Source organism: Paenibacillus sanguinis 2301083 = DSM 16941, assembly GCF_000374825.1.
Classification (GTDB): domain Bacteria; phylum Bacillota; class Bacilli; order Paenibacillales; family Paenibacillaceae; genus Fontibacillus; species Fontibacillus sanguinis.
On the sequence record NZ_KB895378.1, the window covers coordinates 226,873 to 241,535 of the forward strand.

The window sequence follows — 14,663 nt, forward strand, 5'->3', positions numbered from 1 at the left end:
TATTCCCCCTGGCTTTTTGAAGTCTATGAATGAACCAAAGCTGCGAAGGCTCCGGTTCGTTCCAAAGTAATCAGCCTTTCACCGCACCTAACAGCATTCCTTTTGTAAAGTGCTTCTGAATAAACGGATACACCATGATGATCGGCAGGCTTGCAGTTACAACGGCAGCCATCTGCATGGCGGCAGTCGGCACTGTAACCTCGGCCTGAAGCTCATTATTTTGCGTCATGAGCAGCATATTGCGGATGATCACCTGCAGCGGGTGAAGATTAGTATCCGTAATGTACAGGACTGCCGAGAAAAAGGAGTTCCAGTGACCTACCATATAAAACAGACCCACGGTCATCACGGACGGAACCGACAAGGGCAACACAATTTTCCACAGAATGCGGAATTCCCTGGCTCCATCGATTTTGGCAGATTCAAAAATTTCCTCCGGCAAGCTCTCGAAAAAGCTTTTCATCACCAGCACATTAAAGGTGGCTATCGCCCCCGGCACAATCAACGCCCATACGGTATCAAGCAGGTTTAGCGATTGCACAATCAGATAAGTCGGGATCAGTCCGCCGCTGAACATCATGGTGATCACAATGTATAGCAGCAGGCCCGACCTGCCCGGCAGTCCCTTGCGACTCAGCGGGTAGGCTGCCAGTGTCGTTAACAAAAGATTGATGGCAGTACCCACTACTGTAACAAAAACCGTCACCGACATGGACCGGAGTAATGCCGGATCTTCAAATATGCGGATGTACGCCTCAAAGGAAAGGTTTTTGGGAATGATCACAAATCCGCCATTTTTAATGACTTCGCTGTAAGGTGTCAAGGACATGGAGACCACATACATGATTGGAAAAATAGCTACAACAGCTACAAGGGTAAGCAGAAGATAGACGACCATGTCAAACAGCTTATCCGATTTTCCCTTTACCATATGCCACCATCCCATCTCTTGGCCAGCTTATTTGCTCCTACGACGAGCACAAAGCCAATAAGCGATTTAAAGAGGCCGACTGCTGTAGCCAGGCTGAAATTCATTTGCTGCAAGCCGGTCCGGTAAACCCATGTGTCAATGATGTCCCCTACCGGATACACCCGCGGATGATAAAATACAAACACTTGCTCAAATCCTGCATCCATGATTGCCCCGATTTTCAGAATGAGCAGCAGGATAATGACATTGCGGATGCCAGGCAACGTGATATGCCAGATCATTCGCATGCGGCTGGCTCCGTCTACTCTCGCCGCTTCAAACAAAGTAGGGTCAATCCCGCTAATCGCGGCCAGATAAATAATAGCTCCCCAGCCGAGGTCCTTCCACATTTCCGAACCTACAAGCAAGCTTCTAAACCATTCCTGCGAGTTCATAAATGGAATGGCTTCCATGCCCGCCTCCGTCAACCAACGGTTGAACAAGCCTGTCGTTTCGGATAAGAAGGCCACCGATATCCCATAGATAATGATCCAGGACAGAAAGTGCGGCATGTAGCTTAATGTCTGAACCCAGCGCTTCATCCAGGTTGCCCGGCATTCATGCAGCAGAATCGCCAGGATAATCGAGGGCAGCATGCCAAATACAAGCTTGTAGAGGCTGATTAGCAGCGTATTGCCCAGCAACTGGGTAAAATACGGGGATTCAAAAAACATTTTAAAATACTTGTACCAAGGGTCCGCCCAACGGCTAAAGAAGATCCCATCGCTGAAATTGTACTCTTTGAAGGAAATAATGACACCGTACATCGGCAGATACTTGAAAATGAAATACCAGATCACACAAGGAAGCAGCATTAAATAAAACGCTTTCATCTGCCAGACCTTTTTCCACGTGTGGCTGCCATACGATACACGGCCTGATCGGTCGGCTTTCACTACTCGTTGGTCACTCATGGATGCACCCCTAACTATGTTCAAGAATTAACTTAAGTATAGATGCATCCAAGATGACCTTTAATCAACAAATCACAGGCATTTGATGAACAAATCTTATGGCTTTCCCATGGTCTGTCCAGCCGCAGCCGGATGTGTCCCACCATAGGGATCGCTGTCATCAAGCGAGAATTTCACGGCATCCGCAATGGATGTTTTTCCTTTATTGGCTCGCAGAGTGACCGAACCGCTCATCCCCTCCTCAAAGTTATAACGCCCCAAATATACCCATTGATTATCGGAGAGCTTCTGGTTCAATGTCAGTTCTTCCGCACCATCCGCATGCGAAATGGTGACCGGAACCGCTCCATCGCGATCATTGCTGGCATTCCAGATCATATAAACATTGTAGCTTCCGGCAACAGGTATGTCCGGTGTCCACTTGGCCCAGCTATTCGCTTCTTTCCCACTGTGAAAATAATTCTCTCCGTAACGTGATGCTGAATACGTACTGGCTGGCCAGGATCCCTCCTTCTCAAAGCCGGCATCCAGATTATCCACAATGATGTCCATAGAAGTCATTTTGTCCGTTATAGCTTGAACACTGTCTGTAGGTCCGGATGCATTCCCGGCCTTATCCATCGCTACAAGTTTGTAATAGTAGGTCTGGCTCTCCTCAATGTCCATATCTATATATTGAGTATCTGTTGTAAACCCGATTTGATTGGACAAATCCGGTGTAAATGCCGCCAATTGACTGCGATGAATGGAATAACCGGCCAAGTCAACCTCGTCATTAGGCTGCCAGGCAAGTTTGACCAGAACCGAAGAGGACTTATCCACCTTTAACCCTGACGGCACTCCCGGAGGTACTTCATCCTCTGCTCCTGTCCGTTCTGTTACCACTGCACTTGCTTCTGATTCATTGCCAGCATTGTCAATGGCCGTAACAAACAACTCATACTCTGTATCTGGCTCCAGTCCAGCAAGGCTGTAGGATGTGCCCCAGGTGCTGGCAGCCCACTGATGATTCACATAAATGTTATAGCCTTTTATACCGCTATCCGCGTCCGCCGATGCCGACCAGCTAAATGTTAGTCCTGCTGGCAGCCTCTCCGTTAGCGTCAAATCCTCCGGGCTATCCGGCGCATCCTGGTCCTCATATTCCGGTTCATGTAAAGGCGATGTCAATGCTCCGTAACGAATGCCGGAGCCATTCGTTCCAATGTATACCCGTCCGTGCACCTGCTTGTCTCCTGTCATCGCATTGGGATCGTTTCCCGGGAAGGGATTGGCTACGTTGATTCTCACCCAGGTTTCTCCCATATCATCGGAGCGGAATACCCCTTCTGTCTCATCGCCGACAAGTGTACCATAGACAAATACGGCCGGATTGAGCTTGCCGGGGGCATGCTTGCCAAAGCTGAACATAAAGGCTTCCTCCACGCCCTCTACAGCCTGGAAGCTGTCTCCTGCATCCGAGGATCGATACAGGCCCGCTTCGTTCAGGCTTACCCATACCTCACCCATGACGCCCGGCGCAGCCTCGACATTATGCCAGGCTGTTGCCTGCCCGGGAAGACGGGCAGTCTCCTCCCAGGTCGCACCGCCATCCTCGCTGCGATAAAATTTCCCTCCCTTGTCGTACACATAAAACCAGTTGCCGTTTACTGTATCCGCGGCTAAAGGCGTGTAATAGTTCGCAAAAATATGATCGCCTGATAACAGGCCGGAAGGAACTCCGCTGGCCTTGACCCATGTATCGCCACGGTCAGCTGTGTAATAAACCCCTCCGCGTTGAGGCATCCATACTATGCGGTTGGTGTCCGTAGACGACACGGCAACTCGTCCTCCCTGTGCTGTCGCATAAGGCAAAGCTGCAAAAGCTGTATAGGTCTGACCGCCATCGGTGGAATAACCGCCATTGCCCGGATGGGCACGTCCGTCCCCATTCCAGCCATAGGTGCCAACCCGCACAATAAACTCCGGATGGCTCTCCGACACAGCGATGCCCGTTGTTGTTAATTCATGCAAGCCATCCGATCCCGTGAAATAAGTCGAGTCGGGAAAAACGTGCAGCGATTTGTGATCAAAGCCGCCGTTGTCCGCAATGCCGGTGTGCAATAGATATTCGCCCGATGAAGGGCTCACCATGTTGCTGACATTGACCACGGTCTCTAATCCTTGAGCATAGTTGACAAATTCGGGGGAGCTGCCATCATCGGGAGTGATATCCTCAGTACGCCAGGCGTAGTACCAATCGGTGAACCAGAGCCTGTCGGGCTTGAACGGATCAAATGCCATAGCGGCTGTAGCGGAGGACCAGTGCCAGCCAGGTGTCCATGGTACAAGTCCATGTTTATCCGGCACTACCCTTGTCCAGCTTGCCCCACCATTATCAGACAGATAAATAGGATTGTTGTGAGCATCCTGTCGCCGGGAGACAATCACCCTCTCATTATTGTCCGGCGCAATAGCTATTGCCGAGAATGGCTGACCAGAGCCATTATTGTTGTCAGCCGACTCCGGCTCAGGTGTAATATCGATAAAGCCATCGTCAGGCATGCCCGTATCCAGTCTCACAACCCCTTCATAGTGCGTCACATATAATTGACCGCCATCGGAGCTAATTGCCCCGCGAAGGGGACGAAGCGGGCTATTGGGCAGCAGCTCCCATGTTTCACCAGCGTCGTAGCTCACATAAACACCGTAATAATAATAACCGGCGTAGATGGTCTGCGTTCTTCCTTCGATGACATCCGATTCCGGATCAAACATCACAAAGCTGACACCCACGGGAGCGCCATTGACCTGAGCACCTGTTGGCGCAAGACCTGCGACCTTCTCCCAGCTGCCTGGAGCTGCCCCTTCTTCAGTACGGAACAATCCATCATAACGCGATCCGAAATAGACGATATCACTATTGTTCGGATCAACAGCGAGCCGCTCGCCAGCAGTCCGCTGGGCGCCATTCGCCGCCATTTTTACATAACTCCCGTTGTTCCTCAAGCCGGTTGCTGTCCAGGTCTCTCCCCGGTCGGTCGATTTAAAGATATCGCTGGGTGTCCAGTAATCCTGTTTGCCAAGCGCAGCATAAAGGACTTCCGGATTTTGCGGGTCAAGGGCAATGCTTTCTCCACCATACAAATTGCTTTCACTCCGATCCGCAAATCCGATAAGCTGGTTCCATGTCTTTTCTTCCTCCTGCCAACGAAAAATACCGCCAACATCGGTTCTGATATATACCAGGTCCTTCTCCGCAGGATGAGCGATAATGCCGGTTACATATCCCCCTCCGCCAATCGCAACAGACCCCCATTCATATGGATCGGTGCTGTTCACTGCCCCATGCGCCACATTCGCTTCAACATTCATTCCTGGATACAGGATTATAAAAGATCCAAGCAAGACCATGACTAATGCTGTCATTCGTGCTTTTGGCCAAACCCGTTTGTGCACCAAAAAAATCACGCTCCTTTATCCTATCTCATTTTTATGAAACGCCTTGAAAGTTATTTGGATTATAGCAAATCATGCGCTGACACATCATCTACAAATCTTGTGATCTTACTCCACATTTCTTGTTTTATATAAAAAACCGGCAGCTATTATGCTCCGCTGTCGGTCTGCTTATTCGCCGTTCGATATTCATTAGGCGTCAAGCCGGTCCATCGCTTGAATATTTTGAAAAAGTAGCTGGGGTTAGCGAAGCCCGCGCGTTCGCAAAGCTCGTTTACCGTCAAATCGGTATGCGCAAGCAAAAATTTCGATTCCTCTACTCTGATTTTTTGCAAAAAGTTGATAAAGGATATGCCCGTCTTTTTCTTGAACAGTCCGCTCAAATAATTCTCATCCATGCTGACATATTGAGCCATCGCCTGCAAAGATATATCCTGATCATAATTTTGCTGCAAGTAAGCAATCATTTTATTCACCTCCGGGTGGTCCGTTACGGGGGAACTGTGCTTGCTCATCCCCTTGCTATACTGCTGCATTCGTGCAATCAAGGTGGCCAGCAGTTCCCTGTGACTGACAGATCGTATCAGGTCCAGTGTAGGGAGGGCTTGCTTGCGGCTGATTCGGGATATAATCAGATCCAATCGAACGGCCGTTTCCTTAACAACCGGCATCGGCAGAGCCTTGCCTTCCATAAAGCTCCACAGCTCGGTGAACGCCTTTTCACATTTTGCGATTTTCATCCATTCAAATGCCCGGATGACCTCTTGCTCCTTCGACCAGGGAATAGCGGGCATCGCTCCAGCTGTCAGCTTTTCCAGCTCATGACCCTTTCCCTGCCGCTCGTAGCCGTAAAAACGATGATCCAGTCTACGCAGCACCTCCAGCCATTCCTGTTCAATAGGTACGTCCCTGCTGACCCGTTTGCCTACCAGCTCTGTTTCGCCATACTGCACAGCCAGCCAGACGAAGGGCGATTGCTCCGTATGCTCCGACCACATAAACCAGGTCTGCTGACCTGAAATATCCAGGGATAGCATCATCTCCGCTTTGGGCAGGGATGCGCCGCCCATTCGGATCAACGAATCATATGCAATGGGATGGCTGCCCGTCAACGAAGCCACAATGTAAAGTTGGCCATATTGCTGCTGCGCCTGTCTGAATTCCTCCAGTCTCTGGGTTTCAGCTAAAGTCAGCTCCTTGCCCAGCATGCGGCGCCAAAGCAAGGACAGGCAGTCCTGAAAGCGGCTTCGCTCTTTGCGAATACTGTCGGCCCTTTTCTTCAATTGTGCTTCTGCCTTGGAAAGGGCGCGGAGCAGATCATTATCACCCATCGACAGCTTAAAAATATAGCTTGTGGCTCCATACTCCAGCGCCATTCTGGCATGCTCGAAATCATTGGCACAGGTTAACATAATAAATGCAGCTTCCTTGCCTTGGGATCGCGCAGTCTGCAACAGCTCGATCCCATCCATATAAGGCATAAAGATATCCGTGATTACGATATCCGGATCAAGCTCTTCCATAAGCTCCAGTGCCTCCCGGCCATGAGAGGCTTCCGCCACCACGGAAAAACCGGATTCCTCCCAGGGGATCGCATTTCTAATCGATCTTCTAACGTAGGGCTCATCCTCAACCAGCAGTATTTTCCACATCTATGTGTCCCTCCCCATAAGGCAGTGCATCTAGCAGTGGGATCTCCATTCTTGCCAAGGTCCCTTGTTCCAGCCCAATCAGCTGCAGCGAAGCTTCCTGCCGGTACAACAAAGCGAGGCGCTCGCGCAAATTGCTCAACCCGATTCCCTTCCGTGTGCGACGGCTCCTGTTCTCCTGCTGCAAGCCGCAGCCATTGTCCTGAACTTCCAATAACAGCATCTGACCGCACTTGGCTGCTCGCACCATGATTTTCCCGTTTTCTTTCATATGGACCAGCCCGTGATGAATGGCATTTTCCACTAGCGGCTGAAGGCTCAGCTTCGGTACAAGGACATAATCCAGCCCTTGCTCCAGTTCATATACGGATTCAAAGGAATGCTCATACCGAAATGACTGAATATGCATATACGCTTGAATCAAGCTGATTTCTTCTCGCAAATGCACCAGATCCACTTCCGAATTGAGGCTGTGCTCCAGAATCATGCCAAGGTTCTGACAGATTTCCGAAGTGTCGGCGTCGCCGTGATTTCTGGCGTTCCATTTGATCGTATTCAAGGTATTCAACAAGAAATGAGGGTTCATTTGCGCCATAAGCATCTGAAAGCGGCTCGCCTCCCGTTGACGTTCTTCCGACCGCAGACGTTTGATCAACTCCTGAATATCCTGAATCATCTTATTGAATGCCTTGGCGAGTGTCAGCACCTCGCCCCGATACTTATGCTCAGGCAGCCGCACCTCCAGATTGCGATCCACCAATTGGGACATTTGCTTCTGCAAATGCCGGAGCGGCTTGACAAGCGTGGCCACCAGCCCGAAGGTAATCGCGATAAAAAGAAGGGAGAAGCCCCCCAATACGAACATAATATCTTTGAGCATGGACTTTATATTGCCTGACAAAGCCTCAAGCGGGAAACGGCTGATCAGATACCATCCTGTATTGGGCATATAAATACCATTGTACAAATACATGCCGCTCGCATCCTTAACATAGCTGTCCGGTTGAAGCCGGAAGCCGGTCAGCATCTGCTCCAGTTGCTTCGCAGAGTCTATATGGCTAGCCGTCAGATTCACCTGATTTCCGGAGGCATCGAGCACGTAATAGTTCTGTTTCACCTGAAAGTTGTTGGTGACGGCAGATAGCCATGCATTTACATCCAAACTGATGCGCAAATAAGCTATGAACTGTCCATCGCGGGATTCAAGACGGGAAAGGTTGGAATAGATGACCGGATGCTCAAACACAGCTGTAAACGGCTCTTCGGTCTGATGAATCTCCCAGCTATAGGGCTGATTCTTCTTGTCAAGCATTTGGCCCTTATCCATCAGCATTTGCCGCAGCATAGGAGAAGAGTCATATATATCGGGCAACGTGGAATAGGTGTGGCCTGCCTGATCGGCCAACAGCAGATGAACAGGCATATTCGAGTCGCTGCCGAGGGTTTGCATCATGGTATAAAGACGATTTTTCAAGTAAAACTTACGTTCTTCTTCATGAAATCGCTCAGGATGCTGCAAATACGCTACGATCTCGGGGTCTCTCTCAAGCTGGAGCATAGCGCCTACCACACTAAAGCGGATTCTCTCAAAGCTGTTTTTAATCGATTCCAGCTGCGCCGCATTTTGTGATGAGATATTGTGTATCATCATCGTTTCCATACGATTCACATTGAATATTTGCAGCAAAAAGGAAGGAACCAGCACTAGCAGCAGAATGGACAAAAACAGACGATTCTTCAAGCTTGAAGGCCATATCCAGCTCCACACCCTTCTCATGGCTAATCCTCCCGCGCCTTACTTATGTATGCCTCATATTTTACGCCTACCCTAAATATTTCTGCAAGCCCTTTCATTTTTACATGAATCTATTTTGGCTCAAAACCGAAATCAGTGCTTGTCATGGGGACGATGAGGTGCTGTAGGTTCGTAGGGTTCTTCCGATCGCAATTGTTCATGGATTTTCCTGATTCAATAAATTCTTATAAGGTTGAAATCCACTCGCAAAAGTCGACCAAGCGTAGGCTTTCGATGTAGCTTTCTTTCAGAAAGCTTTAAGTTTCTCCAGAATCCCTACGCCCCTCCGCTCTATAGATCCCTGTTGTCAAGCACTGATTTTTAGTTTGAGCCTCTATTTTTATATGTTTTTTACCCGAACAGAACAAAAAAGAGGCCGTCCTTCCAGCCATGGTTCATGACTTCCGGTCCGGTCTCTTCAACTGTCATTTTGCTCTATTCCCTCCAGGGGCAGCCGCTCAGAAGGCTGAGTTGCTTGTTGGCCTGCCACCTCGTAGAGGGTCGGATCGGGGCGCTGCGACTCTCTCGAAGTTTAATACATGCACCTACGTAAGGTGCGACATCCTTTAAAGAAGCAAAATAGCCTTCCTTCTCAACATTTCAATTCACGCACCTGCGTAAGGTGCGACATGCCATTGTTGGAGTTATCGTGCTTGTTGTAGATATTTCAATCCACGCACCTACATAAGGTGCGACTTCTTTCGTATCATTTAGATTCAAGGCAGAACCTATTTCAATCCACGCACCTACATAAGGTGCGACGCGATAGCCGATGCGTGACCGCCCCCGACGTTCAATTTCAATCCACACACCTACATAAGGTGCGACATTATCAAAACATAAACCTCGCCCTGGACAACGTTATTTCAATCCACGCACCTACATAAGGTGCGACTGTGCTGTCTTCACATTAAGTTGGAGTTCTTTTGCATTTCAATCCACGCACCCACGTAAGGTGCGACAGCGGTACAAATGAGCCCAGGCCCAGCAAGGGCTCAAAGGCCCTAAAGTACGAATCTCGAAAATAAGGCTTGAAATTTCGAGCAAAAACTGGCTGAAAACCCGGGAACCCTTGTGGGGCGCGTGGTGCGAATCTCCCAGGGAAATCATGTGAGCTTGGGGTTCGCACCGCTACTTTTTTACCCAATGGCATCAGACTAACGATTTAAACTACCTATTTATTGCTGTCCCTTGGCAATCATTTGGTTTACGGCACTAAAGAGTGCTTTTACCGAGGAAGTCATAATATCCACATCGATGCCGCAGCCCCAATGGATGTGTCCATCGGCCGCAGTCACTCCGATATAGGAGACGGCTTGGGATTTGGAGCCCGTTTCCAATGCATGTTCCGTGTATACCAGATCCGTATAAGCTATACCGAGATACGTTTGCAAAGCATTACTGATAGAGTCAAGTCTCCCGTTCCCGCTACCCGTAATCTCCTTGATGCCCTCTTCCGGGGTCCCGATCGTGACAATGGTCTCGAAATGCTCATCGTCCTTGGAGCGGTATTTGATAAACTCAATTGGCGTTTTGATATTAACGTACTCGTTGATAAACAGGTCGTAAATATCCTCAGGCAGCAGTTCCTTCTGCTGTTGATCGGATACGTTCTTTACGAAGTAACCGAAATGCTCGCGCATTTTCGCTGGAAGATCCAGTCCGTATTTCTGTTGCAGCACATAGCCGATTCCACCTTTGCCCGACTGGCTGTTAATACGGATAATATCGCCTTCGTATTGGCGGCCAATGTCTTTGGGATCGATGGGCAGATATGGCACGGACCAATGGGACGCCTTCTTCTCCTCGCGCCACTGCATTCCCTTGGCAATCGCATCCTGATGCGAACCGGAGAAGGCGGTAAATACCAACTCCCCGCCGTACGGGTGTCTTTCGCTCACATTCATCTTCGTCAACCGTTCATAGACGGCAATGATTTCCGGAAGATGCTCAAAAGACAGCTTTGGATCAACCCCATGCGAGTACATGTTCAAAGCCAGCGTAACAATGTCTACATTCCCTGTTCTTTCCCCGTTTCCGAACAAGGTTCCTTCTACCCTTTGAGCACCGGCTAACATGCCCAATTCCGCATCGGCTACACCCGTGCCCCGGTCATTATGAGGATGAAGCGATAAGATCACGTGCTCCCGGAAGCTCAGATGCTCACTCATGTACTCGATTTGGCTGGCATAAACATGGGGCATTGACATCGATACCGTCACCGGCAAGTTGATAATGACCGGATTGTCCGCCGACGGCTGCCACACCTCCAGCACGCGATTACAAATTTCCAAGGCGAACTCCATTTCCGTACCCGTAAAGCTCTCCGGCGAATATTGGAACTGGAAATTCCCCTCCGTACTTTCAGCGCACTCCTTCAACAATTGGGCTCCGGTTACGGCGATGCTAACAATCTCTTCCTTAGACTTGCGGAATACCTGCTCCCGCTGCGCCACGGAGGTCGAGTTATAGAGATGGACTACCGCTTTTTTGGCCCCCTTCAGGGATTCAAAGGTTTTCCGGATAATATGCTCTCTCGACTGGGTGAGTACCTGAATGGTCACATCGTCCGGAATCAGATTTCGCTCAATCAATGTGCGCAAGAACACAAATTCCGTCTCCGAGGCTGCGGGAAATCCAACCTCAATCTCCTTGAAGCCAAGCTTCACCAGCATTTGAAAATATTCCAGCTTCTCCTCCAGGTTCATCGGCACCACCAGTGCCTGATTTCCGTCACGAAGATCCACGCTACACCAGATTGGCGGCTTGGTGATATACTCCTTTTGAGTCCATTTCAAGCTCGGCTCCGGCGGCATAAAATACCCTCTGGCATACTTCTCAACATTCTTCATAGGTAATCTTCCCTTCATCAATTTACTGTGCCGACCTGCCCAGGACAGAAAGCGCAAAAAAAGCCTTTCATCTCCACTAACAGAGACGAAAGACTTTGACGTCTTACGCGGTACCACTCCGAATTCATGCCATCGTCGGCATGCCCTCTACGGAATCCCGGCTGCAAAAACAAACAACCCGGCATCCTCCTGATGATAACGGTCAGGCTCCGGCTCCGCTTACTTCGCACTAGCATTTCCTGATCTTCAGGGTTCAGCGGGCAACTCCAAGGCGAGTTCCGATTTCCTCCACGGCTGTTTCGCACCATCCAACAGCTCTCTGTTCGTTTGGAAAACCGTACTATTCCTTCTCGACGTATTTGAATGATTTGAATTTATGCTATCTCACCAGCAGGATAGTGTCAAGTGAAATCTGTATTTTCATCCGCAGGCGGGTCGAACAGGATGTTGTCCTCCATCGGGAACGGACGGATCGACGTTGACTAGGGAAAGGGGAATTCGCTGTATAGTTTTTTATCCCAAAGAGAGATGGAGGCAGAACGTTTAATTTTAAGCAACTCAAATCGTATACTATTTGAAAGATTGTTAACCAATAAAGTAATTAATTCTGTAGAGCTTTTTAATAGACTACTCAAGATTGAGAATATGCCCGATTTAGCAAGTTATTTTAGTTTGAAGAATATTAAGTATCGAACATGCATAATCACATAAACCATTAAATTAACCTGTAATCTTTTTTTAAACTTTTATATCTTTCGTTAGCAAAGAAACGGTCCAAATTTGCATTGAAGACGCGAATTCGCTCGCGTCCTTTTTAGGCACTAGTCTTTTTGTATTTGACTCTTGCCTATATTCATTCTGAAGTGACTTTAATGGTCTCATTATCTTGCGTAGTACCATCGCTGCCCAAGGCTTGAATATTAATACGGTCGTGAAAAGTCCGGTTGCCAAAGCTCCATATCAAAGACCATCCGTCACTTCCATCTTTATCATAACCAATCAACTCTCTTTCGCCCCATGTTTCCGTACCTGTCGGAGTAATCCAAAATAAAACGGTATCGATGTTTTGGGCCTTCACGTCAATGGTCAGCGTATTCACATCTTCGGAGACAATCCACCAATCGGCTTTCTTCTGTAAATCCGTGGATACCTCTAAAATCTTGGCCTTCTCGTCCATGACTTGAGATTCTTTTAATGCGTTTTGGTGATTGTTACATGCGGATAACAGTAAAGTAAATGAAAGAAATATACTAGTTATGATCATTTTAGTCATAATTTCCCTCTTTTAAAAGAATAGCAAAATAATGATGTCATTGAAAAACCAAGATCTATTTGTATACATCACCACGAGATCCTATCTTTACAATAATTATTAATAACTTATGGTTTTGAATCTCATAAATAATTCTATAATCCCCTACACGTAATCGATATAAATCACCATTGTAACCATGCATTTTCCTTGTTTGAGCATTTCCAAAAGGGGCATTTTTCAATTCTTCAATAGCTTTTACAATTCTTCTGGCTGTGGATACATCTAATTTACTTAATGTTTTAAATGCAGCCTTTGAAAATTCCACATTATAACTGGAACTCACGTTTTATGTCCTCCAGCGATATGGTTTTCCCTTCTTGTTGATCTTTTCGGGCCCGTTTGATCGCCTTAATTTCTTCTTCTGTAAGCATATCCTCTTCATCAAATTGCTGATCTAATAACCACGACAAAAAACTCTTAGCTAATACTTTATTCTTACTATTCAGCTTCTTGACCAATACTTCAAGCTCTTCATTAGGTACACTCATAATTCGTACCTCCTTTGTACTCACATTATAACTTAATTTATGATCGCATCTCCATGTGGTTTTCTTGATTTTATCCTACCCTGATTAACTTCAGAAATATCTGGTTGAACAAATTAATTTACCTCCACCATACAAAAACCTTCTTGTAAGACACATGTGTCATTTGCTGCTGCAACCACCCGAGTCCTCTTTCAATTCTTCAATCAGTTGTTTATCTTGTTGTGATTACTTATCCTTTTATTTAAATATATCGTTCTTGTATTCACGAACCCAAGAGACTTAAGGTACGACAACACCAAGTCGAATAATTAGCCTTGCAGTGGGGTTGTCGCCTGAATTGGCTTCCCTGCTATTGAATTAGCTTCATTATGAATCCGCTTATTCTTCTCCGTGGTGACCCAGGGCCTTGTAAGGACCCGCAGCGTGAATACGTTGCTATATGTTGTCTTACCTCTCAAACCCCTTCCCCTCCCCGCAAAACACCTCAACCATTACCAAAGCCCCCATCCTAAACCCCTGTACAAAAGCTTCACTTGTAACCATGGAACTAGACTCACCGTTCATATCCAAAATTTTCTCAAGGGTTGCGAAATCGTCCTCTGAAAATCTCTGTTTGACTTCCTCCATCAAATCGGAAACCTTTCTATTGAGCAGACGATATTCGGGATCAGTAGGAACAACACGTTCTTCAGGGTTGAGGTTGCCATAATATATTCTCTCCAAAATACTTTTCATCCCATTCTCCCCTTTAAAGTATCATTAAGAGTTTTGAATAATAATCAATGCTATCTCGTACAAGTAAATTTTATGCGAAAAATGCATAAAACTCAATATGCATTTTTCGCATAATTTAAACTTAGCTTGGGTGATGAACGATGTATAAGAGGATACGGGATTTACGAGAGGACAGGGATTTGACTCAACAGCGATTAGCTGAACACTTAAACATTTCACAAGCAACCTATTCCCGATACGAAAGCGGGAACTTGGATGTGCCAAGTTCTGTGTTGATTAAGCTATCCGAATTTTACGACGTAAGTATTGACTATATACTTGGTCAAACGAATATTTCCAAGCGATTCAATGAAAAATAACCCTGACAATCCTCACTCTTGATTCAATGAATAAAGACCAACGGCATGGGTCATATCCCCATGTAGACGGCAATCGAGATCCGGTATCTAACCGGAAAGTGATCGTCGATTTTTCCTTCCAGATCTACGTCCAAGTCTTTTAAGTCTC

Annotated in this window: 11 protein-coding genes and 1 other annotated feature; of the genes, 1 reads left to right on the top strand and 10 read right to left on the bottom strand. The window is 47.4% G+C overall.

The annotated features are described in order from the left end of the window. Positions 1-70: 70 nt before the first annotated feature. The 10 genes from C557_RS0107085 to C557_RS0107130 all read right to left on the bottom strand — a co-directional run bounded on the left by C557_RS0107085 (position 71) and on the right by C557_RS0107130 (position 14,156). A complete protein-coding gene (locus tag C557_RS0107085; RefSeq protein ID WP_018751146.1) occupies positions 71-931 on the bottom strand; it encodes a carbohydrate ABC transporter permease in 861 nt (286 codons plus the stop codon). Continuing rightward, positions 925-1,884 (bottom strand): ABC transporter permease, encoded by a 960-nt coding sequence (locus tag C557_RS0107090; RefSeq protein WP_018751147.1) that lies wholly within the window; start codon positions 1,882-1,884, stop codon positions 925-927. The genes C557_RS0107085 and C557_RS0107090 overlap by 7 nt, the downstream gene beginning before the upstream one ends. 96 nt (positions 1,885-1,980) lie before the next feature. Further along, positions 1,981-5,322: a golvesin C-terminal-like domain-containing protein gene (locus C557_RS0107095; RefSeq protein ID WP_240472938.1), complete on the bottom strand. Its 3,342-nt coding sequence runs from the start codon at positions 5,320-5,322 to the stop codon at positions 1,981-1,983. A gap of 149 nt (positions 5,323-5,471) precedes the next feature. Next, positions 5,472-6,974: a response regulator gene (locus tag C557_RS24085; protein ID WP_018751149.1), complete on the bottom strand. Its 1,503-nt coding sequence runs from the start codon at positions 6,972-6,974 to the stop codon at positions 5,472-5,474. After that, a complete protein-coding gene (locus tag C557_RS23130; protein ID WP_018751150.1) occupies positions 6,952-8,748 on the bottom strand; it encodes a sensor histidine kinase in 1,797 nt (598 codons plus the stop codon). Before C557_RS23130 ends, C557_RS24085 begins: the two co-directional genes overlap by 23 nt. 1,196 nt (positions 8,749-9,944) lie before the next feature. Then, on the bottom strand, positions 9,945-11,618 hold the full coding sequence (leuA, locus tag C557_RS0107110) for a 2-isopropylmalate synthase (protein ID WP_018751151.1): 1,674 nt from the start codon (positions 11,616-11,618) through the stop codon (positions 9,945-9,947). Between the two features lie 78 nt (positions 11,619-11,696). Next, positions 11,697-11,981: a binding site (T-box leader), on the bottom strand. A gap of 490 nt (positions 11,982-12,471) precedes the next feature. Beyond that, positions 12,472-12,891, bottom strand: a complete 420-nt coding sequence (locus tag C557_RS0107115; protein ID WP_240472933.1) for an ABC transporter substrate-binding protein — start codon at positions 12,889-12,891, stop codon at positions 12,472-12,474. A 55-nt stretch (positions 12,892-12,946) separates the two neighbouring features. Continuing rightward, entirely contained in the window at positions 12,947-13,216 is a 270-nt protein-coding gene (locus tag C557_RS0107120) for a type II toxin-antitoxin system RelE family toxin (protein ID WP_018751153.1), read from the bottom strand. Then, positions 13,200-13,421 carry a hypothetical protein gene (locus C557_RS0107125; protein ID WP_018751154.1) on the bottom strand — a complete coding sequence of 74 codons (222 nt, stop codon included), beginning with the start codon at positions 13,419-13,421 and terminating at the stop codon, positions 13,200-13,202. The genes C557_RS0107120 and C557_RS0107125 overlap by 17 nt, the downstream gene beginning before the upstream one ends. A gap of 447 nt (positions 13,422-13,868) precedes the next feature. Beyond that, a complete protein-coding gene (locus C557_RS0107130) occupies positions 13,869-14,156 on the bottom strand; it encodes a DUF6809 family protein (RefSeq protein WP_018751155.1) in 288 nt (95 codons plus the stop codon). Between the two features lie 140 nt (positions 14,157-14,296). Here C557_RS0107130 and C557_RS24420 point away from each other — a divergent pair, with 140 nt between their 5' ends. Then, complete coding sequence (locus tag C557_RS24420) at positions 14,297-14,515, top strand: helix-turn-helix domain-containing protein (protein ID WP_018751156.1); 219 nt, start codon at positions 14,297-14,299, stop codon at positions 14,513-14,515. The last annotated feature ends 148 nt before the right edge of the window (positions 14,516-14,663 follow it).

Coding starts and splice junctions, on each gene's coding strand:
- C557_RS0107085 (WP_018751146.1), bottom strand. CDS start 931: ATGGTAAAGGGAAAATCGGATAAGCTGTTTGACATGGTCGTCTATCTT.
- C557_RS0107090 (WP_018751147.1), bottom strand. CDS start 1,884: ATGAGTGACCAACGAGTAGTGAAAGCCGACCGATCAGGCCGTGTATCG.
- C557_RS24085 (WP_018751149.1), bottom strand. CDS start 6,974: ATGTGGAAAATACTGCTGGTTGAGGATGAGCCCTACGTTAGAAGATCG.
- C557_RS23130 (WP_018751150.1), bottom strand. CDS start 8,748: ATGAGAAGGGTGTGGAGCTGGATATGGCCTTCAAGCTTGAAGAATCGT.
- leuA (WP_018751151.1), bottom strand. CDS start 11,618: ATGAAGAATGTTGAGAAGTATGCCAGAGGGTATTTTATGCCGCCGGAG.
- C557_RS0107115 (WP_240472933.1), bottom strand. CDS start 12,891: ATGACTAAAATGATCATAACTAGTATATTTCTTTCATTTACTTTACTG.
- C557_RS0107125 (WP_018751154.1), bottom strand. CDS start 13,421: ATGAGTGTACCTAATGAAGAGCTTGAAGTATTGGTCAAGAAGCTGAAT.
- C557_RS0107130 (WP_018751155.1), bottom strand. CDS start 14,156: ATGAAAAGTATTTTGGAGAGAATATATTATGGCAACCTCAACCCTGAA.
- C557_RS24420 (WP_018751156.1), top strand. CDS start 14,297: ATGTATAAGAGGATACGGGATTTACGAGAGGACAGGGATTTGACTCAA.